This is a genomic window from Amycolatopsis sp. FU40 (assembly GCF_021903635.1).
GTDB classification, from domain to species: domain Bacteria; phylum Actinomycetota; class Actinomycetes; order Mycobacteriales; family Pseudonocardiaceae; genus Amycolatopsis; species Amycolatopsis dendrobii.
The window spans coordinates 6332757-6354216 of the sequence record NZ_CP091381.1 but is presented as its reverse complement, the minus strand read 5'-3'; the positions used below and the strand labels follow the sequence as shown (position 1 = coordinate 6354216).

Genomic DNA, 21460 nt, shown 5'->3' with positions numbered 1-21460 from the left:
CATGTCCGCACCTGCGACTCCGGCCGCGCCGGATGCCGGTGACAAACTCGACCGGGGAGTGCTGAAGGTCGCTTCCGTGGTGGTGCTCGGCGCCATCATGGCGATCCTCGACACCACCGTGGTCAACGTCGCGCTCCAGAAGCTCACCATTCAGTTCACCACGTCCTTCGACACCATCCAGTGGGTCGCGACCGGCTACATGCTGGCGCTGGCGACGGTCATCCCGGTCACCGGATGGGCGTCCGACCGGTTCGGCACGAAACGGCTGTACCTGCTCGCGATCGGCACCTTCCTGATCGGCTCGATGCTCGCCGGGCTCGCCTGGAACGTCGAATCGCTGATCGCGTTCCGCGTCGTGCAGGGCCTCGGCGGCGGCATGCTGATGCCCGCGGGCATGACGATCCTGACCCGCACCGCGGGCCCGCAGCGGATCGGCCGCGTGATGTCCGTGCTCGGCGTCCCGATGCTGCTCGGCCCGATGGCGGGCCCGATCCTCGGCGGCTGGCTGGTCGACTCGGTGAGCTGGCGCTGGATCTTCTACATCAACGTCCCGATCGGACTGATCGCGTTCCTGCTCGCGCTGAAGCTGCTGCCGAAGGACGACCCGGAACCGTCCGGCCGCTTCGACTTCCTCGGCATGCTGATGGTGTCGCCCGGCCTCGCCGCGCTGATCTTCGGCGTATCGCGGATCCCGTCGACCGGCACCGTCGGCGCGCTCGAGGTGTGGCTGCCCGCGCTGGCCGGGATCGTGCTGCTGGTCGCGTTCGTGCTGCGGGCGCGGACCGTGGAGCATCCGCTGATCGACCTGAAGCTGTTCCGCAACCGGTCGTTCTCCGTCGCGATGGCCACGATGGCGGTGTTCTGCATCGGATTCTTCGGCGCGATGCTGTTGCTGCCGACGTATTTCGTGCTGGTGCGCGGCGAAACCGCGCTGAACGCCGGTCTGCTGCTGGTGCCGCAGAGCCTCGGCGCGGTGGTGTCGATGCCGATCGCCGGACGGCTGGCGGACAAGATCGCGCCGCGCAAGATCGTGGTGCCCGGCCTGGTGCTGATCGTGGCCGGCATGATCGCGTTCACCCAGGTCACCGCCACCACGTCGTATCCGCTGCTGCTCGCCGCGCTGTTCGTGGTCGGGCTCGGCCTCGGCTGCACGATGATGCCGATCACCTCGGCCGCGCTGCAGACGTTGCAGTCCAAGGACATGGCGAAGGCCTCGACCGCGACGAACATCCTGCAGCAGACCGCGGGCGCGATCGGGTCCGCGGTGATGTCGATCATCCTGGCGGCGCTGCTCGCCGGGAAGTTCGGCGTCCCGACGAGCCAGGGCCAGCTGGTCGCCACCGCGGCGACGATGAACCCGGCCACGCACGACGCCGCGGCGGGCCTCGCGGGCGAATCGTTCGCGACGACGTTCCTGTGGGGCACGATCCTGCTGGCGCTGTGCCTGGTGCCCGCGTTCTTCCTGCCGAAGAAGCGCGTGGTGCCCGCGGCGACGGAGTCCGACGAGGTCGCTCCGCCGGTGCTGATGCACTGACGTTCCGCCCAATGAAAAGGGCCGCCCGCGTTGCGCTCGCGGACGGCCCTTTTCGTTGCCGGAACTAGGAAAGCCGCTCCAGCACCATCGCCATGCCCTGCCCGCCGCCGACGCACATCGTCTCGAGGCCGAACTGCTTGTCGTGGTGCTGCAGCGAGTTGATCAGCGTCGAGGTGATCCGCGCGCCGGTCATGCCGAACGGGTGGCCGACCGCGATCGCGCCGCCGTTGACGTTCAGCCGGTCGAGGTCAATGCCGAGGTCGCGGTAGGACGGGATGACCTGCGCGGCGAACGCCTCGTTGATCTCGACCAGGTCGATGTCCGAAATGGACAGTCCGGCGCGGGACAGCGCCTGCTTCGACGCCTCGACCGGGCCGTAGCCCATGATCTCCGGCGACAGGCCGGTGACGCCGGTCGACACGACGCGCGCCAGCGGCGTCAGGCCCAGTTCGCGAGCCTTCGTGTCGGACATGATCACGACAGCCGCCGCGCCGTCGTTGAGCGGGCAGCAGTTGCCGGCGGTGATCCGGCCGTCGGGGCGGAAGACCGGCTTCAGCCCGGACACGCCCTCGAGCGTGACACCCGCGCGCGGCCCGTCGTCCTTCGACACGACCGTGCCGTCCGGCAGCGTGACCGGGGTGATGTCCTTGGCCCAGAAACCGTCCGCGATGGCCTTCTCGGCGAGGTTCTGCGACCGCACGCCGAACTCGTCCATCTCCTCGCGGGTGACGCCCTTGAGCCGCGCGAGGTTCTCCGCGGTCTGGCCCATCGCGATGTAGACGTCCGGAAGCTGCCCGTTCTCGCGCGGGTCCTGCCAGCTGTCCGCACCGGACTCGGCGGTGGCCTTGGTGCGCGCCTCGGCGTCGGCGAACAGCGGGTTGTGCGTGTCCGGCCAGGAGTCGGAGCTGCCCTTCGCGAACCGAGACACGGCCTCGACGCCCGCGGAGATGAAGACGTCGCCCTCGCCCGCCTTGATCGCGTGCAGCGCCATCCGGGTGGTCTGCAAGCTGGAGGAGCAGTACCGGGTGATCGTGCAGCCGGGCAGGTGGTCGTAGCCGAGTTCGACGGCCACCGCGCGGCCCATGTTGAAGCCGGACTCGCCGCCGGGAAGGCCGCAGCCGAGCATCAGGTCGTCGATGTCGGCCGGGTCCAGCTGGGGCACCTTGTCCAGCGCCGCGCGCACCATCTGCACGGCCAGGTCGTCGGGGCGCATCCCGACCAGCGAGCCCTTCCCGGCACGGCCGATCGGGGAGCGGGCGGTGGAGACGATGACGGCTTCGGGCATGACAGACACATCCTCGGGTCGGCGGCACTAAGCGGTTGCTCACCATCTTGCCGTCTCCGGCGTCCGTTCGAAAGCCGAAGGCGACATGCACCACCTTGCGCCCGTGGGAGGATTTCTGCCGTGACAGAGCGCAACCGGGTGTTGTCCACCCGCACGATCGCGTGGTGGGGGACCGGCATCGTGCTGCTCGCGGCCGTCGCGGCGGCGTTGCTGCTGTGGCTGCTCGGCGGCGGGACCCCGGCCGATTCGTCGCGGCTCGACGCGCTGCGCACAGCCTCCAGCATCGTCGTCGGGACCGGCGGCGCGGCCGCGCTCCTGCTCGCCGCGCGACGGCAGCGGTCCGCCGAACTGGATCTGGAACAGAAGGACCACGACGCGACCCAGCGCCGGATCACCGACATGTACGGCAAGGCCGCCGACCAGCTCGGCAGCGACAAGGCCCCGGTCCGGCTGGCCGGTCTGTACGCGCTCGAACGGCTCGCGCAGAGCCACGCGGACCAGCGGCAGACCATCGTCAACGTCCTCTGCGCGTACCTGCGGATGCCGCTGGACGGCACGGACGAAGAGGTGCAGGTCCGCAAGGCCGCGCAGCGGATCCTGATGTTGCACCTGCGTCCTGGCGGCGGCGAGGAGCCGAACGGGTCGTACTGGCCGGACATCGACCTCGACTTCTCCGGAGCCAGGCTCATCGCGCTGACCCTCACGCACTGCAAAATCCGTTCCATCGTGTGCTACCAGACGAAATTCGAGGAATTCGCGACCTTCCGCGGCACCGAATTCCGCACCAAAGCCGATTTCCACGAGGCGGTGTTCCGCGAACGCGCGGACTTCCGCGGCGCTGTCCTCGGCGGCGACCGCGACGTATTCCGCGGCGCGCAGTTCGAGAAGCACGCGGAATTCGGAGTGCACTCGGAGGCCGGGCTGGCCGGCGCGCTCGCGAAGCCCGGCTACAAACGCTCCTGGCCGCCCGGCTGGACCGAAGAACCCGGCGACGACGGCTGGCTCCGGCTGGTTCCTTCGGGTGTTCCGGAATAACCGCGGAACCACTAGGATTCGTGAAGAGTCAACAAGAAGAGGAATCCCAACCAGGAGGTGAACCGGACATGGTGGCCCTTAAGCGGTACTGCTTGGCACTGCGGGCCGGGACGGATCTCCGGGACGGGATCACGGATCGGCGTGCGGCGGCCCTCGGGCCCGCCCCGGTGTCGACGCGCGGCTTGGTGGCTGCCTGAGGTCCGCGCCGGGGAGGCCTGACCTCGCCTGGCGCCGCCCGTGGCCCCGACGCGCACCCGGAGACCGCCTGCCGGTCCCGCGCTGGCCGGTCATGGGTCCGGCTGTTTAGGCTGGTCGCGTGGAGTACGCAGAACACATCGTGGACCTCGTGGGCAACACCCCGCTGGTCAAGCTGAATTCGCTTACCCGGGGGCTCAAGCCGCTCGTGCTCGCCAAGGTCGAGTACGTCAACCCGGGCGGCAGCGTGAAGGACCGAATCGCGCTGCGGATGATCGAGGCCGCCGAGGCCTCCGGAGAGCTGCGCCCGGGCGGCACGATCGTGGAGCCCACCTCGGGCAACACCGGGGTCGGGCTCGCCATGGTCGCCCAGCGCAAGGGCTACCAGTGCGTGTTCGTCTGCCCGGACAAGGTGAGCGAAGACAAGCGCAACGTGCTGCGCGCGTACGGCGCCCGCGTCGTCGTGTGCCCCACCGCGGTCGCGCCCGAGCACCCCGACTCCTACTACAACGTGTCCGACCGGCTCGTGCGCGAGATCGAGGGAGCCTGGAAGCCCAACCAGTACGCCAACCCGGAGAACCCGGCCAGCCACTACCACTCCACCGGCCCGGAGCTCTGGCGGCAGACCGACGGCAAGATCACCCACTTCGTCGCGGGCGTCGGCACCGGCGGCACGATCTCCGGCACCGGCAAATACCTGAAGGAGGTCAGCGACGGCCGCGTCCAGGTCGTCGGCGCTGATCCCGAGGGCTCGGTGTATTCCGGCGGCACCGGCCGGCCGTACCTGGTCGAGGGCGTCGGCGAGGACTTCTGGCCGGAGACCTACGACCGGAACGTCGCGGACCAGATCATCCCGGTCAGCGACGCGCACTCGTTCGAGACCACGCGCCGGCTCGCGACCGAGGAGGGCCTGCTCGTCGGCGGTTCGTGCGGGATGGCCGTGGCCGCCGCGCTGAAGCTGGCCGAGGGGCTGACCGAGGACGACGTCGTGGTCGTGCTGCTGCCCGACGGCGGCCGCGGCTACCTCACCAAGGTGTTCAACGACGCCTGGATGTCGTCCTACGGCTTCCTCCCGCCGGATTCCTCCGGCGGGACGGTCGGCGACGTGCTCACCCGCAAGTCCGGCGCGCTGCCCAGCCTCGTGCACTCGCATCCGAACGAGACGGTCGCCGAGGCGGTGGCCATCCTGTCGGAATTCGGCGTGAGCCAGATGCCCGTGGTCAGCGCCGAACCGCCGGTGATGGCCGCCGAGGTGGTCGGTGCGGTGAACGAACGCGACCTGCTCGACGCGCTGTTCACCGGCAAGGCCCAGCTGGCCGACCGGCTGGAGACGCACATGTCGCCGCCGCTGCCCACGATCGGGGCGGGCGAGCAGGTGAGCGCCGCGATGAAGGCGCTCGAAGGGGCCGACGGCGCGCTGGTGCTGATGGACGGCAAGCCGGCGGGCGTCGTCACCAGGCACGATCTGCTCGCGTTCCTCGCGGGCCGATAGGCGCAAGCTCACGGAGGCCGGCCGGGGCGTCTGCGCGCGTCCCGGCCGGGCATCCGATAGCGTTACGGCCGAATAGAACTTTTTCGCGTCCTCGTCAAGGGGGTTCAAGACCCACATGAGTGCTCCGCAGCCACCGAACCAGCCCTGGGACGGCGGCCAGCAGCCGCCGCAGGGCCCGTCGAGTGGTCCTACACCGCAGCAGGACAGTCCCTTCGGCGCGTCGGAGCCGACCCAGGTGGTCCAGCCGGGCCAGCCGCAGCAGCCCGCTCAGGGCGGCGGCACCTTCGGCGACACCCCGGAACCGACGCAGGTCGTGCAGCCGGGACAGCCGGCTGACTCGAACGCCACCCAGGTGGTCAACCCCGTGAGCGCCGAGGGCAACGCCGAGTCGACGCAGCTGGTCCCGCCGAGCCAGCAGCCGCAGAACATCCCGTACGCCCCGCCGCCGAGCGCGGCGGACAACCCGGCCGCGGTCGCCGGGTTCGGCGCCCCGCAGGGCTTCGGACAGCCGGGTCAGCCCGGGCAGCCGGGCCAACCGGGTCAGCCTGGTCAGCCGCCGCAGGGCTTCGGCCAGCCGGGCGGGTTCGACCAGGGCGGCTTCGGCGCCCCGCCGCAGGGCGCGTTCGGCCAGCCCGGGCAGCCGGGTCAGCCGGGCTTCGGCCAGCCCGCCCCGTTCGGCGCGTCCGCCGCGCCGTCCGCGGGCGGCGGGAACGCGCTGTACGGCTACATCGCCGGCGGCGTCACCGCGGTGCTCGGCCTGATCGCGCTGATCGTTTCGTTCAGCTACATGAGCGACACCAGCGACTACTCGAAGCTGTACGAAAGCTCGAGCCGGTACCAGAAGCTGTTCGACGAGGCCGGCCTCGCCGCGCCGGGCACGCTGCTGTTCTACGTGATCATGATCCTGGTCGGCGCGGTGGTCGCGCTGGCGGGCGGCGTCGCGCTGGCTCTCGCCTCGCGCGCGGCCGTGATGCGCAAGCTCGCTCCGATCGGCGTGCTGGTCGGCGGCGTGCTGTTGCTGCTGTTCTCGATCCTGGCGAAGTCCGGGACCTCGGTCAGCAGCTCCTTCGCCAGCAAGTACGGCGGCGCCTCGTCCAGCGCGACGAGCGGCGGCGGCATGCTGACGCTGATCCTCGGCATCATCATCCTGATCATCGGCGTGGTCGCGATCATCCCGGCGACCTCGCAGTACGTCGGCCTCGGTTCGTCCTCGGGCGGCCCCGGCGGTCCTGGCGGCCCGCAGCAGCCGGGCGGTTTCGGCGGCGGACAGCCGGGCTTCGGCCAGCCGCAGGCAGGCGGTTTCCCGCCGCCCGGCGGACCGAACCCCAGCAGCGGGGGCTTCCCGCAGCCGGGCGGTCCGAACCCGGGCAGCGGTGCGAACCCGCAGCCGGGCTTCGGGCAGCAGCCGCCTCCCGGTTACGGCCAGCCGGGCCAGCAGCCGGGCTACGGCCAGCCGCCGCAGCAGCCGGGCGGTTTCGGCCAGCCGGGCCAGTACCCGCCGCCGGGCGGGCAGCAGCCCCCTCCGGGCTACGGCCAGCCGGGCCAGCAGCCGCCGCAGCAGTGGTGACTCGCTGAATCTCCGCGAAGGGCGCCTCCGTCTTCCGACGGCGGCGCCCTTCGTCGTTTCCAGTCCGTTTTTCGCGGGATTCGCGCGGAGCTGGTGGGCTTTTCCCGACGGTTCCGGCAGCCGGGGGAATTGCGGCGCACATGCGCTCGCGCCGGTCCCCAACGGTGCGTTTCCGGGCTAGGGTGAGCGCCGTCCGAATCGCTTTCCCAGCCCGAGGGGGACCTGCCGTGAGCGGCCTGCACGGACTTCCGGCACGGCAGCGGGAACGGGAATCCTCCTTGGCGGAACCGGCTCCGTACCGGCCGAACGGGAGCACCGCGATCGCGGCGGGACTGTTCGGACTCGTCGCCGCGGCGACGTCCGGCTACCTTCCGGCAAGGCTGTTCCTCGACATTCCTTCCGGATTCAGCCTCGGCGATCTCTCGCCGCTGACACTCGCCGATCTCGCCGCGTACCTGGCCGCTTCTCTGGTCTTGCTGATCGGCGCGATCGCGACCTTTTTCCGCGCGACAGCCGGTGCGGTATTGCTGATCGCGGGCGCGTTGCTCGCCCTCGGCGCGCTGCTGCTGGAACCCGCGCTGAGCGGTTCCCCGGCGTACGTCCAGTACTTCCGGACGCTGCTGCGGTTCGAGAATTTCGCCGCGCTCGATCGCGTCGCGCTCGCGGCCGCGGTGCTGCTGGTGCTCGTGCTGGCCGGGCTGCCGCGGACGTTCGGCTACCTGCGGTACCGCGTACCCGCGGTGCCTGCTTCGTCACCCTCGCGACAGTGGTAAATCCGCCCCGAAAAGGGGACGGACCTGGCACGATACAGGCACTCCGCCCGCCGCCCGGCGGGACCAGATGCACCGAGGACTCCCCGTGACCTACCCCCAGAACCCGCAGGGTCAGCCCCAGCAGCCGCAGAGCGGCCCGTTCCCCGGGCAGCCGTATCCGGCGAGCCAGCCGACGCCGGCCCAGCCGTACCCAGGCGCCCCGCAGCAGCCGTTCGCCCCTCCCGCCGCGGGTCAGCCGTACCCGGCCTACCCGGGCGGACCTGGCGTTTACCAGCAGAAGCCGAACGGCGCGACCGCGATCATCGCCGGGATCCTCGCGATCATCGGCGGCATTTTCGCGATCATCTCGGTCATCGTCTCGGTCGTCGCGATCTCGTCTGTCCACGTCACGGTCTGGCAGCTCTACCTGTCGGCCGTCGTATACGCGGTGATCGTCGGCCTGCTGCTCTTCGGCGGCATCGGCCTGTTCCTGCACAAGCCCGCCGCCCGCCTGTGCACGATCATCGGCTGCGGGCTGGTGATCGCGTTCACCGCCTTCGGCCTCATCATGGCCGGGGTCCTGACCGCGGGGTACTCCGGCAGCGCGCGGCTGATGGGCGCGGGCATCGGCAGTTCGCTGATCGCGCTGATCCCGCCGGTCGCGACCCTGGTGCTGGCGATCGTGAAGCCGACCGCCGACTGGGTCAACTACCGCCCGGGCGCCCCGGCACAGGGCGGCTACCCGGCTCCGCAGGGCTGGTGACCGCGGGGCTGCCGGTGCGGGTTTGTACCGGCAGCCTCTCCCGCATGGTGAGTTGCCTCCCAGCTGATGGGATTGTCGGGGGTGCCCCGTACCCTGGGAACCATGGCCGACGACTACTCCGTCCTGGGTTTTGAAACACGCGCGATCCACGCCGGGCAGCAGCCCGATCCCCGCACGGGTGCCGTCATCGTGCCGATTTACCAAACGTCCACGTACGCCCAGGACGGCGTGGGCGGCACCCGCGAGGGCGGCTACGAGTACTCGCGCACCGCGAACCCCACGCGGACCGCGCTGGAGGAAGCCCTCGCGTCGCTCGAGGGAGCCCGGCACACGCTGGCGTTCGCGTCCGGCATGGCCGCGTCCGACGCGGTGCTGCGCACGGTCCTGCGCCCCGGCGACCACCTGGTTCTGGGCAACGACGCGTACGGCGGCACGTTCCGGCTGATCGACAAGGTGCTCAGCCTGTGGGGCGTCGAGCACACGGTCGCCGACCTGAGCCGCATCGACGACGTGCGGGCCGCGATGCGCCCGGAGACCAAGCTGATCTGGTGCGAGTCGCCGACCAACCCGCTGCTGGGCGTCGCCGACATCGCCGCACTGGCCGGTGCCGCCCACGACGCGGGCGCGCGGCTGGTCGTGGACAACACCTTCGCCACGCCGTACCTGCAAACCCCGCTGGCCCTGGGCGCGGACATCGTGGTGCACTCGACCACCAAGTACCTGGGCGGCCACTCCGACGTCGTCGGCGGCGCGGTCGTCACCAACGAGGACGAACTGCGCGAGCAGCTCTTCTACCTGCGCAACGCCGCGGGTGCCGTCCCCGGCCCGTTCGACGCGTGGCTGACCCTGCGCGGTCTCAAGACGCTGGCCCTGCGGATGGAACGGCACAGCGACAACGCCGACCTGGTCGCCCGCACCCTGGCGAAGCACCCGAAGGTCACCAAGGTCTACTACCCGGGCCTCCCGGAACACCCCGGCCACGAGGTAGCGGCGAAGCAGATGCGCCGCTTCGGCGGAATGGTGTCCTTCCGCGTCGCGGGCGGCGAGGCTGCGGCGCTGGAAGTCGCGTCCCGCACGAAACTGTTCGTACTGGCGGAGTCGCTCGGCGGGATCGAGAGCCTGATCGAGCACCCAGGCAAGATGACGCACGCCTCGACGGCAGGCTCGACCCTGGAGGTTCCGGAAGACCTGATCCGGCTTTCGGTGGGCATCGAGGACGGGCGCGATTTGGTGGCGGACCTGACGCAGGCGCTGGGCTGATTTCGGGCGGGGCACTGGTTTCCGGTGCCCCGTTCACGGCCGGGGAGCTTGGTTTTGCCGGGCTTGTGCCTCGGCCGGTCGCCGCGTGGGCGCTGGCTGAACAGCGGGCTGCGGCGAAACCCTTGCCCGCCTCCAGCCCCAGCTGCTCAACTCAGCCGAAGCTTGGCCGAGCCAGGTGCCCAGGGCTCGCGCGGCAGCGCATATCTGCCCTCTGCCATCGCGGGAACTGGCGGGGCGGGGGCCAGTTCCAGCGCTAGGCGCGGACGTTTTCGCCGAAGTCGTCCGCTGCGTGGCCTCAGACTGCCTCGCTTGACGTGGTCAAGCTGCTCCAGCGGCCGAATCACGCCGCCCCGGCTTCCCGTCTCGCCCGACGAACTCGGCGAAACCGTTGCCGCCGGGCGAAGCGCTTCCCGGCCATGGCTGACAAATCCGGGGAAGCGGTAGTCTCCTGGCGAACCGTTTCCCGCCTCACTCGGCGAAACCGTCGCCACCTGGCGAACCGCTTCCCCACCTCGCCTGCCGAACCCCGCGGAACCACCGCCGCCCAGGCCCAAGCTCAGCCCAACCGAAGCCCGGCCCAGCCAGCCGGTCAGGGCTTGCTGTTCTCCGGTATCGCATTGGCCTGCCGGGTCCCGGTCGTCGCCGGGAGTTCGCTGCCGTTCACGCAGCCACCGACCAGTTCGATGTGGTTGTCGTGCCGGATGTACTGGGCGGGGCCGGTGCAGGCGGCCGCTTCGACGGTCGCGAAGGCGGCTCCGGTGAGGGCCACTGCGGAGAGGATGCCCGCGGCGAGCGGCAGCAGACCGGTGCGGGACTTGGCCCCGGAGGTGGTCCCGTGCTGCGCGCGTGCCATGGTCGCACTCCCTGATCATGTGTGGCTGCCGTAATCAGGGTACCGGTCCGGCGGGCGGCGCACCCCGGCCGTCCGTCGGTGGCATCATCGGCGCCATGGAACTGGTCAGCGTCGAACGCATCCAGGAAGCTCGCAAGCTTCTCGAGGGCATCACCCGCGTCACGCCGATGGAGCACGCCCGTGACCTGCGCCGGCTGCACGGCGGCCCGGTGTATCTCAAGTGCGAGAACCTGCAGCGCACCGGTTCCTTCAAGATCCGCGGCGCCTACACCCGCATCCACGGCCTGAGCGCCGAGGAACGTGCGCGCGGCGTGGTCGCGGCCAGTGCGGGCAACCACGCGCAGGGGGTCGCGCTGGCCTCGTCGCTGCTCGGGATTTCCTCGACCGTCTTCATGCCGCTGCGCGCTCCGCTGCCGAAACTCGCCGCGACTCGCGGTTACGGTGCGGAGGTCCACCTCCACGGCGCGGTCGTCGACGAAACCCTTGCCGAGGCCGTCGCGTTCTCGGAACGCACCGGTGCGGTCTTCATCCATCCGTTCGACCATGCCGACGTCATCGCCGGCCAGGGCACCGTCGGGCTGGAGATTCTCGAGCAGGTGCCGGGCGCGAAGACGATCCTCGTGCCGACCGGCGGCGGCGGGCTGGTCGGCGGGGTCGCGGCGGCGGTGAAGGCGTTGCACCCGGAGATCCGGGTGATCGGCGTGCAGGCCGAAGACGCCGCCGCGTATCCGTCCTCGCTGACGGCGGGCGCGCCGGTCCGGTTGCGCGAGGTGCACACGATGGCGGACGGGATCGCGGTCGGCGAGCCGGGCAAGGTCAGCTACGCGCACGTCGAGTCTTTGGTCGACGACGTCGTGACGGTCACCGAGGAATCCCTGTCCCGCGCGGTGCTGCTGTGCCTGGAGCGCCGGAAACTGGTCGTCGAACCGGCCGGGGCCGCTTCAGTGGCCGCGCTTTTGCAGCATCCCGGCGCTTTCGAGCCGCCGGTGGTGGCGATCCTCTCCGGCGGCAACGTGGATCCCGTGCTGTTGCAGCAGATCATCCAGCACGGCATGACCGCGGGCGGGCGCTACCTGAAGCTGCACCTGCGCGTGCCGGACCGGCCGGGCTCGCTGGTTTCGGTGCTGTCGTGCGTGAAGGACCTGGGCGCGAACGTCCTCGACGTCGAGCACTCCCGCATTTCCGGCAGCCTCGCCCTCGGCGAGGTCGACGTCGCCCTCGCCCTGGAAACCCGCGGCCCGGAACACTGCAAGGACGTCGAGGCCGCGCTCGCCGACGCGGGGTTCACGATCGTCAGCTGAAGAGTCTACTGTGGACTTTCCGGCAGCCGGGCACTGAACCACAGCGGGAGATAATCCTCTTCGCGTGGGTAAAGTTCCTGGTCCAGCACGTAATCCTCGGGCCGGGGCGGTGTGTGGAAGGCCGGTTCGTCGTCCTCGTTGAAGCTGGCCTGGTAGTTCGACGGCAGGTCGATGACCAGCGAGAGCGTGTACCAGGTGCCGCGTCCTTGGACGTACTTGGCGCGCCGCAGTTCAGCCAACGGCTTCGACAGCTCTCGCGCGACGGGAATCTGTTGCGTGCTCCCGTCGGCCATCCGCGCGCCGCAGGCGAGGTTCGCGTGCCTGCCCAGCGTCATGAAGTCGAAGACGATCTGCTGCCATCCTTGCGGAGCCGCGGCGACGAGGGCCGTTGAGATCTCGCTTAACAGCTGCTCTGGATCCTTCGGAGCCGCAGGCGGTTCCGCTTCGCTGGGACGGCTTTCCTCGGCAGGCATGCTGACCATCGCATCGAGCATTCGTTCCTGCGTCGCTTCGTCCACCTCCGGCACGGCGTATCCGGCCGCCCGGATGTGCCCGACCAGCTCCGGATCCGGCGAAATCCCGTGCTCACGCAGGTAATAGGCGACCGCACCGGGCCACACCCAGCTGCCGTCGGTCCGGAAGTTCAGCGGAACAGCGTCCGTGCGCGACGGATCGAAGGCGTCGGTGTCCTTGCTGCGGGACGCCAGGATGACCGGCGCGCCGTCGAGATAGGCGAGAACTCGCTCGCGCTCCTCCGCCGGCAACGCTTCTCGCTCGACGACCGGATTTCCCGCCTCGTCGAACCCGTCGTAGACCCGCGGAGTACGCAGCTCGACCGCCGGACTCGCTGAATCCTCTTCGGACGCAACGGTTTCCGGTGCTTCCGCAGCAGCCTTTTCTGGCTCGGCCGGTGCTCCGTCTTCCGGTTCGGAAGCATCGGGGGCGGTCGCCGCGGCCTCGCTGGGCCCGGCCTGCGCCTCGTCGCCAGCCGACGCCGACGCGGCCTGCCCCTCGTCGGGCAGCGGCGGCGGAGTCGCGGGCAGCGGCGGGGGCGAGCTGGGCTCGTCCACCGGGAGCGCGGGAACCGAGGGCTCGACGGCCTGCGCTGGAGGAGCGGCCGGTGGATTTTCGTTGCCTGGCAACGGCGGAGGCGCCGCCGGGTTGGGGACGGACGGCGAAACCGGCTGTCCGGGAGCAGCACCCGGAGGCGGCACCGCACCGGCCCGCTGCCGCAGCCACGGCGGTACGAACTGGTCCTCGCGCGGGAAGAACCGCAGCTCGTCCTGGAAACCGATCGGCGGAGGCGCCTGCCGCCACCGCGGTTCGACGTCCGGCTGATAGTCCGTGAACGGCGGCCGCTGCGGCGAAAACACCAGGGTCGCGGTCAGCCACGTGCCGCGGCCCGGCTGGTACATCCCGGTGCGCAGCACGCCGAACAGCCGCGGCAGGTCTGGATGCGGCTGGACCGGATAAGTCCGGTTGTCCGGGGCGAGCACGGAGACGTCGACTTCGACGTGCCTTCCCGCGGCGCGGCAGACTGCCTGGAGCTGCTGCCAGCCCGCGGGCAGCGCGGCCGCGGCCGCCTGGCCGATCTGCTGGACGAGCTCCTGCTGCTGGGCTGCGGTGAGCGGCACCGGTGGCCGGGTCATGAGTTCAGCGGCTCCTCACCGGGCGAACGCTTCATTTCGATCAACCGTTCCGCGGCGGGAGAATGCCCGCGAGCAGGTTGGCCGGCGTGTAACCGGACTGCACGTCGAACGTCATCCCGACCGAACGGGCGAGCACCGCGACCGCCAGCGGGGCCAGTGCGAGGAACCCGTCCGGATCGGTGGCGCGGTCCTCGGCGGTCCAGTACTCGCGGTGCCGCTCCAGCGCGGAGACGAACGCCTCGGCGAACTTCTCCGAGTCCCGGCGCAGCACGTAATAGAACATCCGGATCGGCGGGTACACGAGCTGCAGCATCGCCGCCGGAGGAGTGAACCGCGCGGTGTCGGGGTCGGTGCCGTCCATCGCGGGCAGGAACATCTCCGGGGTGACCTCGCGGTGCGCGAGGAACGCCTGCAGCGTTTCGACCCACGGGTACATATAGGCGTCGTACTCGATACCGGACGCGCGCAGCACGTCCAGCGGTACCGACGCCAGCTGCTGGATCAGCACGTCATCCCGCTGGATCACGGCGAGCCAGGCCGCGGTGAGCCAGGCAGCCGGACCGGTGCGCGACGTGGGGCCGGTGGCCGCGAAGCGCCGAGGGCGGCCGATCACCGCCTCGACCTCTTGGCCCTCCGGCGCGCACGCCGCGGTGAAAGCGGCGGCCGCGGCCTGTGCGGCGAGACCGAGGTCGCCCCAGGTGTCCGGGTCCTCGGCGTCCGGGTCGACGACGGTGCGGTACTGCGCGAGCATCAGTTCCCGGCGCACGACGTTCGCCAGTGCGCTGGTGTCCTGCGCGAGGTAGTCGAAGTAGAAGGCCACCTGCGGCGACAACTTCTCGATCTGCTTCCACGCGACGTCGATGCCGACCGAATGCCGGGCAACGGCGGTCCCGCTTCGCTGGTCTGCGGGCGGCACGGTCATCCGCCGACGACGATGTCCTGCGCCCACGGCGGCAGGAAATCGGACCCGGTCTCGCGCATGACCTCCAGCCGCTCGCGGTAACGCTCGACGTCCGGCGTGATGGCCTTGAACCACGCGCTGACCGAAGGCCAGGCGACGCGCGCGGGCTCGTCTTCGGTCAGCAGCCACACCTGCGGGTCGTCCTGATCGGCGTCGGCCCCGTCGACCACGTGGTAGGTGTACCCGCCGTGCGCGGCCAGCACCAGCGCGCCGTCCACATCGGACAGTTCGGCGTTCTGCGCGTTCGCGGTGGCGGCAGCGTGGTTCTTGGCCTCCCCGCGCACCGCGTCCACGCCCAGCGAACTGCCCGGCAGCCACAGTCCGTGCGTCGTGCCGATGAGGCGCAGCACTTCCCTCGCCGCGGCGGGCACGGCCCGGGCGCGCTGGTCTGCCGCCATCGCGTCGATCTCGGCATCGGATGCTCCGCGCACCGATTCCGCGCGCAAACCGGCTTCGACCGCACCGGCGAAGATCGCGCGAACCAGTTCCGCGCCGTCGCCCGGAGACGCCGTCATCACATCAACCTTTCACCGGCGAGGTTGACGACCTCGACCCGGACATTCGGGAAAAGCTGCTTGTACTGAAGGATAACATCGGTACAGGAGTCGCAGATCTGGTACTCGTTCGGAATCATGTCCCGCTTGGTCGAGGGCAGGTCCACCACCATCCGCAGGTCGCCGCTCATGTCTTCGCGCGTGACCGGCGTGTAGCTCTGCCCGTTCTGGTGCGCGCGTTCCGCACCGCGCCGGTTGATTTCCTCGAGTGCGCCGTCCATTCGGTCCCGGGCGCGCGCCGTGTCGCCGCGAAGTCCTTCGCGGTACATGTTTTCGTGGTTGTTCTTGAGGTACGCCGCTTCCTCGCGCCGGGACTTCTCGATTTGCTTCTTGACGATGTCGTCGATTTCGTCGCGGTCGAGTCCGGAACGGGCCGCGAAATTGTGCCGCACCATTTCTTCGAGCAGCTTCGGCTCCGAGTCGTGGGTGCGGCCGAACTTGCCGTCGGGATCCGGCATGCCGAGTTCGGGCCGGTACGGACCGGCGTCCTTGGTGCCGAACAGCCGCTCGGACTTCGGCCACTCGGGACCGTCCTTCGCCGGAGCCCAGTCGTGGGACTTGCCGCTGAAGCTGTAGAGATCGACGGTGTCGCCGTTCGCGTCGCGGTACCTCGCCGTGGTGAGGGCTCGTTCATGCGGGCGGCGCACGTCGTCAGTCAGCGGGTTGCGGTTGCCGTTCAGCTCGCGCACGTCGTCGAGACCCTCGGCGCGGCGGTCGCGGTTCTCCTGCCGGAGATCGCGCACGTCCTGGTCCCGCTGTTCCTGGTTGAACGGCGGCTGTCCGCGGTCGACGGCGCTGTCGGCGTCGATGTCGTCCGGGTTGTGGTGCTTGCCGTCCGGGGCGAAACCGTCGTCGCCGACGTGGTGCGACGTGCCGTCCGGGCGGTGCACCGACCATTCGCCGTCCGGCGGAATCCGCGGCCGCATCCGTCCGTCCGGGCCGATTTCGTAGGCGGAGGAGAAGACCCGGCCGTTCGAATCGGTCCACGCCGGCTTGCTCGGGGCCAGCACCTCGGTGTCGAGGTCGCGCGACAGCCGGTGCGCGAAATCGTTCGACCCCGCGTCGCAGCCGATCAGCCGGATCGGCCTGCCGTCGTAGTTTCCGTTGCGCCGCAGGACGTCCGCGAACTCTTCCGGCGTGTACAGCCGGTCGCCGATGCGGGCGTGGCCGTCCGCCGTAACGTGCACGTCCACCGTGTAGCGCCCGTCCGGGTCCGGCTGGACGCGGTGCGGCAGATCGCCGAGTTCCGGGTCGCCGCGGTGGTACGAACTGCCCGCCGGAGTGTCCTCGGCGTGCCGGTGGTTGACCTCGTCCGGCGACAGCGGCTCGTCGTGGTGCGGCGAGGTGCCGTCGGTGTCGTCGTGGTGGTTCGACCCGTCCGAATCGTGGTGCTTCGGGTCCTGGTGCTCAGGTTTGGGCTCCGGGTCGGCGTGCTCCGGCTTGCGTTCGGGCGCGTCGCGATCCGGTTTGTGGTCGGACTTGTCGTTGCCCGGCTTGTCTTTCGCGTCTTCGTGCTGCCCGGGCTTCTTGTCCGGGGCAGTCTTCTCGGGCTTGCCGCCGTCCTTCGGCTTCCCCGGCTCCTCGGCGTTCGGTTTGCCGTTCTGGGCCGGGGATTCCTTCCCCGTCCGTTGTGGACTGTTGGCTTCGCCAGGCTTGGCGGGCGGCGCGTCAGTACGGGCACCGCCGCGTGCGACGGGCTCGGGGGAGCCGTCGGGACGCCGTGCGCCGCCTGCCTCCGGTCCGCGCTGGGCGCCACCGGAACCGGTCGCGACAGCCGCCGCGGCCGGAGGTGCGGAACCGTCGCCGGACCCGCGGCTCGCCGACGAGGGCGATCCGCCGCCGGACGCCGGTGCTGGTTCCGAACGACCGAGACCCGGTTCCGTACCGGGCCGTTTGGGCTGTCCGACATCGCCGCCGTCGCCGGGACGCTGCGGACCGCTGCTCGACGAATCCGCCGGACGCTGCGGCGAAGAACCGCCGCCACCAGTGGAATCGCCAGTGCGCGGCGTCGACCCACCGTCGCCGGTACGCGGTGCAGAACCACCGTCCGCAGGCCGACTGGACCCGCCGTCGCCAGTGCGCTGCGGCGGCGTCGAGCCGCCATCCGAAGGCCGCTGCGGCCCAGGACCGGAGCGGTCCGGAGTACGGCTCGGCCCGCCACCGTCCGCCGGGCTCGGGCCACCGCTCGGCCGCCGACCGGAAGGACCGCTGTCCGGAACCCGGTTCGGCACCTCAGGAGCCCGCGACCCGGGCGTCCCGGTCCAGCCGGTGCCGCTGGGCCGAGGCGACGGGCTGCCGCCGCTGGCCGGAGCGCTGGTCGGGCTGCCGCCGCCACCCTGCTGCGGAATTCCGCCGCCCGCCGGACTCTGGTTCGGTGTCGAACCGCCGCCGTCGTTCGAGCGGATGTGCTGCGGGGGAGCGGATTGCGGCGAGGGGGCGTCCGCGCGAGGTGGCGCGTACCCGCTCGCCGACGTCGAATCGTTGCTGCTCGAGTGATGCGGGCTCGGCTCGGTGCCACCGGAATGCGTGCCGCCGCCCGATGACGAGTGCGGTGCCCCGCCGGAGTGCGGAGAGCTGGGCGGCGCGCTGACCGAGGACGGGCCATCGCTGTGCGAAGAGCTTTGCGGCGAGTAAGAACTGTCCGAGGGACTGCTTCCGCCGCGCGACGTCGGGCTCGCATCGCCGGCGAACGTCGACGGGCTGGAGTCGGTGTGGCTCCCTCCAGTACTGTCGGAACCGCGCCGGGAAGACGATGTCGCAGTGTCTATTGCGGACGGTCCGGTGCCGTCCGGCGACGACGAATGCGAGCCGCCCGACGACGGGCTGTCGCTGCTCGGACTGTCGGATCCGTTGGGGCTGCCCGAATCGCCCGCGTGGTCGCCGGGTGCGTCGGAACCGTCCGAACCGTTGTGGCTGCCGTTCGGACCGTCGCCGTCGGCGCTGTCCGACCCGTTGGAGCGACGCGAACCGGACGGCGAACCGGGATCCGCGTCCCCGTCGCCGGATCCGGTGTGGTGCCCGCCGCCGGAACCGCCCGCACCGCCGCCGGAACCGCCGCGGTGGAAGAAGCCGCCCGCCTTGATGTTCTTCGTGCTGATGACATCGAGGCCGGTGACCTTGCCCGCCAGCTTGCCCAGCACCTTGATGATCTTCGTGAACACCTCGGCGAGCTTGCCGAGCAGCGGCGAGACGCGGCGCATCGTCTCGCACAGCTTCGTCAGCAGCTCGCTGATCTTCTCGCCCCACTTGGAGATCGCCGTGACGGCCTGCGCGACCACCAGCGGCGTCCCGAACCCGAGCGAGAACACCTCCTCCATGACCCAGGAGATCAGCTTGCCCACCAGGTCCGCGATGAGCTGGCGCACCAGGCCGCGCACGAACGCGACGACCTGGCCCATGATCATGGTGACGGTGCCGATCGCGCTCGCGACCGTCGCCGCGCCGCCGATCGCCTCGGCCGCCTCCGCCGCGGACTTCCGATAGGCGTCCGCGCCGTCGCCCTTCCACTCCGCGGTGCCGGTCTTGACCGCGTTCTCGAGGTCTTTCTGCCGTTCCTGCAACGCCTTCGCGACGTTGCCCCAGGTGTCGGCATAGGACTGGATGACCGGCGGGTTGCCCGCGACCGAATCCAGCATGTCCTTCAGCGGCTGCACGTGCTCCATCAGGAACGACGCCACCGACGACATCAGGTAGCCGAACGGGTCGATCGCCGCGCCCGCGATCTCGCCGGCGAGGCTCGCGACGCCGAGGCCGCCGGAAACCCAGTCGCCGTCCGCGATGCCCTTGAACGCGTCGGTCGCCGATTCGGCGATGTTGATGCCGGTGGCGTAGCCGTAATCGCCGTTGCCCTCGGTGAAGGGCCCGGGGCCGTCGCCGTCCTTTTTGGACTCTGCGACCAGCGGATTTCCTTCGGGCATCAGTCGCTCGCCTTCATCGAACCGGCGGCTTCGCCTTCGTAGCTGTCGTACGCCTTCGCCGCGTCGCGCACCTTCTGCGCCTGCGCGTCCATCGCCGTGACGGTGTTCTCCAGCGCGTTGATCCCGTAGTTCTCGACCGGGTCGAGCATCATCCGGAACGGCTGGCAGAGGATGCCGTACGCGTCGGTCGGCATGCTGACCTGGTTCGCCGCGTCGACAGCCTGCTTCAGCCCGTCGGCGATCCCGTCGAGCTGACGGGCGTGCGCCTCGAGATCGCCGCCGATCTCATAACCCCTGGGTGCCATGGTTTTTCTTCCCCCTGGAACGGTTTGAGTCAGTGCAGGATCGATCCGCCGAAGTCGTCGTCATCGTCCGACGAGCTCCTGCGGCGGCGTTGCTGCTGCGGTGGCGGCGGCGAGGCAGGCGGGCTTGCCGGACGCGCTGGCGGGGGCGCGGGGGCACCGGTTTCCTCAGCGTCCTCGGGCAGGAACCGGCGCACCCGGTCGGACGCGGACTCGGCCGGTTCCTCGGCGGGCGGCGCGGGGAAGGTCCGCTGCGCGTCGGCCACCAGCGTTTCCGTGGTCTCGTCTCCGCCGACGGTCTCGGCCGCGGCCTGCTGCAACAGCTCGGGAATCCGGGCCTGCGCGCGCTGCACGAGCCGCATCACCTCGGCGGAGACGTCGGCCATCTTCTTGCCAGCCGCGGAGTCCGCGAGCACCAGGTTCTTCAGCAGTCCCTTGGCGTCCACGGTGACCTCGACCGATCCGTCCTTGGACCGCTCGGTGACGGTTTGGCCCTGCATGCGCTCGGCCATCGCCTGGTAGCGGGCAGCAGTCTGCTGGAGCTGCTTGGTCCAGCCCTCGATCATCTGCTCGCTGGCGTCGACGCTGTCCGGCATCGGGCCCCTTCCTCCACGGTGACTTCTCCAGAATGACGGACGCGCTGCCCCGTCGGTTCCACGCGGTTCCGAATTGTCCGCGCGGCGCGGTTTCCTACCTGATGTCGACTACTGTACGCGAACTTGAGGTTGCGCGCCGTAACGTAAAACGGCCCGCCCGCGAGGTTCGCGGACGGGCCGGGGAAAGCGGAGGGAGCGGGTCAGAGGTTGCCGCGGCGCTCCTGCTCCCGTTCGATCGCCTCGAACAGGGCCTTGAAGTTGCCCTTGCCGAAGCCGAGCGAACCGTGCCGCTCGATGAGCTCGTAGAACACGGTGGGCCGGTCGCCGATCGGCTTGGTGAAGACCTGCAGCAGGTAGCCGTCCTCGTCGCGGTCGACCAGGATCCGGTGCTCCTTCAGCGTTTCGATCGGCACGCGCACCTTGCCGATCCGGGCGCGCAGCTCGGGGTCGTCGTAGTACGAGTCCGGGGTGTCGAGGAATTCGACGCCCGCCTCCCGCATCGCGGTGATGGTGGCGATGATGTCGTTGGTGGCCAACGCGATGTGCTGGCAGCCCGCGCCCTCGTAGAACTCGAGGTACTCGTCGATCTGCGACTTCTTCTTCGCGATCGCGGGCTCGTTGAGCGGGAACTTGACCCGGTGGTTGCCGTTCGACACCACCTTGCTCATCAGCGCCGAGTAGTCGGTGGCGATGTCGTCGCCGACGAACTCCGCCATGTTCACGAAGCCCATGACGCGGTGGTACCAGTCGACCCAGTAGTCCATCTTGCCGAGTTCGACGTTGCCGACGCAGTGGTCGACCGCCTGGAACAGCCGCTTCGGCGCGCCCTCGGGCCGCTTGACGGTGCCCTCGCGCGGCTCGTAGCCGGGCAGGTAGACGCCGTTGTAGCGGGACCGGTCGATGAGCGTGTGCCGGGTCTCGCCGTAGGTCGCGATGGCCGCGCGGCGGATCGTGCCGTGCTCGTCGGAGACGTCGTGCGGCTCCTCGAGGATCGTCGCGCCCTCCTTGCGGGCGTGCTCGATGCACTTGTCGACGTCGGTGGTCTCCAGCGCGAGGTCGATCACGCCGTCGCCGTGGCGGCGGTGGTGGTCGAGCAGCGGAGAGTCCGGCTTCACGCCGCCGGTGATCACGAAGCGCCCGGAACCGGACTTGAGCACGAAGGCCTTGTGGTCGAGCTGTCCCGTTTCGGGACCGGAGTACGCGACCAGCTGCATGCCGAACGCGACCTGGTAGAACCACGCGGTCTGGGTCGCGTTGCCTGCGATGAACACCACCGCGTCGAGTGCCTTGACCGGGAACGGGTCGGTCGAGGCGTCGTGGTCCACCAGTCCGACGAGCTGGCGGAGCTGGTCATAGCTGACGTCGTCGAGTGCGCCGTGCGGATCCATCGTGGAGGTCATGCACTGAGCATGAGTCGCGCCCGGCAAGCTGCGCAACGGTTTCC

The 21460-nt window shown here is 70.2% G+C and carries 17 protein-coding genes; 8 read left to right on the top strand and 9 right to left on the bottom strand.

Features of this window, described 5'->3' with window-relative positions; translation table 11 throughout:
• Position 1: 1 nt before the first annotated feature.
• Positions 2 to 1534, top strand: coding sequence for a DHA2 family efflux MFS transporter permease subunit (locus L3Q65_RS29700; protein ID WP_182889917.1), 1533 nt, complete (start codon positions 2 to 4; stop codon positions 1532 to 1534).
• Positions 1535 to 1598: 64 nt separating this feature from the next.
• Here the strand turns inward: L3Q65_RS29700 and L3Q65_RS29695 are convergent, their stop codons facing one another.
• The gene (locus L3Q65_RS29695; protein WP_043828073.1) at positions 1599 to 2819 is read right to left on the bottom strand and encodes an acetyl-CoA C-acetyltransferase; all 1221 of its coding nucleotides are present in this window, start codon (positions 2817 to 2819) and stop codon (positions 1599 to 1601) included.
• Positions 2820 to 2939: 120 nt separating this feature from the next.
• Between L3Q65_RS29695 and L3Q65_RS29690 the strand changes: the two genes are divergently transcribed.
• From L3Q65_RS29690 to L3Q65_RS29665, 6 genes are all read left to right on the top strand, one after another.
• Complete coding sequence (locus tag L3Q65_RS29690) at positions 2940 to 3854, top strand: pentapeptide repeat-containing protein (protein ID WP_182889918.1); 915 nt, start codon at positions 2940 to 2942, stop codon at positions 3852 to 3854.
• 316 nt (positions 3855 to 4170) lie between these two features.
• The gene (locus L3Q65_RS29685) at positions 4171 to 5541 is read left to right on the top strand and encodes a cystathionine beta-synthase (protein ID WP_182889919.1); all 1371 of its coding nucleotides are present in this window, start codon (positions 4171 to 4173) and stop codon (positions 5539 to 5541) included.
• A gap of 115 nt (positions 5542 to 5656) precedes the next feature.
• Positions 5657 to 7108 carry a hypothetical protein gene (locus L3Q65_RS29680; RefSeq protein WP_182889920.1) on the top strand — a complete coding sequence of 484 codons (1452 nt, stop codon included), beginning with the start codon at positions 5657 to 5659 and terminating at the stop codon, positions 7106 to 7108.
• A 227-nt stretch (positions 7109 to 7335) separates the two neighbouring features.
• Positions 7336 to 7881, top strand: coding sequence for a hypothetical protein (locus L3Q65_RS29675; protein ID WP_237597213.1), 546 nt, complete (start codon positions 7336 to 7338; stop codon positions 7879 to 7881).
• A gap of 85 nt (positions 7882 to 7966) precedes the next feature.
• A complete protein-coding gene (locus L3Q65_RS29670; RefSeq protein ID WP_182889921.1) occupies positions 7967 to 8623 on the top strand; it encodes a hypothetical protein in 657 nt (218 codons plus the stop codon).
• A gap of 102 nt (positions 8624 to 8725) precedes the next feature.
• Positions 8726 to 9883, top strand: coding sequence for a cystathionine gamma-synthase (locus L3Q65_RS29665; protein ID WP_043828077.1), 1158 nt, complete (start codon positions 8726 to 8728; stop codon positions 9881 to 9883).
• A gap of 589 nt (positions 9884 to 10472) precedes the next feature.
• Here the strand turns inward: L3Q65_RS29665 and L3Q65_RS29660 are convergent.
• Positions 10473 to 10736: a hypothetical protein gene (locus L3Q65_RS29660; protein ID WP_182889922.1), complete on the bottom strand. Its 264-nt coding sequence runs from the start codon at positions 10734 to 10736 to the stop codon at positions 10473 to 10475.
• Between the two features lie 95 nt (positions 10737 to 10831).
• On the opposite strand from L3Q65_RS29660, the gene ilvA reads away from it, so the two are divergent.
• The gene (ilvA, locus tag L3Q65_RS29655; protein ID WP_182889923.1) at positions 10832 to 12037 is read left to right on the top strand and encodes a threonine ammonia-lyase; all 1206 of its coding nucleotides are present in this window, start codon (positions 10832 to 10834) and stop codon (positions 12035 to 12037) included.
• Between the two features lie 5 nt (positions 12038 to 12042).
• Here ilvA and L3Q65_RS47700 read toward each other — a convergent pair whose 3' ends face one another.
• The 7 genes from L3Q65_RS47700 to hppD all read right to left on the bottom strand — a co-directional run bounded on the left by L3Q65_RS47700 (position 12043) and on the right by hppD (position 21416).
• A complete protein-coding gene (locus tag L3Q65_RS47700) occupies positions 12043 to 13686 on the bottom strand; it encodes a hypothetical protein (RefSeq protein ID WP_370648128.1) in 1644 nt (547 codons plus the stop codon).
• A 40-nt stretch (positions 13687 to 13726) separates the two neighbouring features.
• Positions 13727 to 14635, bottom strand: coding sequence for an immunity 49 family protein (locus L3Q65_RS29645; RefSeq protein WP_237597212.1), 909 nt, complete (start codon positions 14633 to 14635; stop codon positions 13727 to 13729).
• Positions 14605 to 15162 (bottom strand): hypothetical protein, encoded by a 558-nt coding sequence (locus L3Q65_RS29640; protein ID WP_182889924.1) that lies wholly within the window; start codon positions 15160 to 15162, stop codon positions 14605 to 14607. The genes L3Q65_RS29645 and L3Q65_RS29640 overlap by 31 nt, the downstream gene beginning before the upstream one ends.
• Positions 15162 to 19118 (bottom strand): hypothetical protein, encoded by a 3957-nt coding sequence (locus tag L3Q65_RS29635; protein ID WP_237597211.1) that lies wholly within the window; start codon positions 19116 to 19118, stop codon positions 15162 to 15164. The genes L3Q65_RS29640 and L3Q65_RS29635 overlap by 1 nt, the downstream gene beginning before the upstream one ends.
• Positions 19118 to 19423 carry a type VII secretion target gene (locus L3Q65_RS29630; protein ID WP_116206174.1) on the bottom strand — a complete coding sequence of 102 codons (306 nt, stop codon included), beginning with the start codon at positions 19421 to 19423 and terminating at the stop codon, positions 19118 to 19120. The genes L3Q65_RS29635 and L3Q65_RS29630 overlap by 1 nt, the downstream gene beginning before the upstream one ends.
• A 29-nt stretch (positions 19424 to 19452) precedes the next feature.
• Complete coding sequence (locus L3Q65_RS29625; protein WP_182889926.1) at positions 19453 to 20016, bottom strand: YbaB/EbfC family nucleoid-associated protein; 564 nt, start codon at positions 20014 to 20016, stop codon at positions 19453 to 19455.
• A 200-nt stretch (positions 20017 to 20216) separates the two neighbouring features.
• Positions 20217 to 21416 carry a 4-hydroxyphenylpyruvate dioxygenase gene (gene hppD / locus L3Q65_RS29620; RefSeq protein WP_037816724.1) on the bottom strand — a complete coding sequence of 400 codons (1200 nt, stop codon included), beginning with the start codon at positions 21414 to 21416 and terminating at the stop codon, positions 20217 to 20219.
• Positions 21417 to 21460 lie beyond the last annotated feature (44 nt).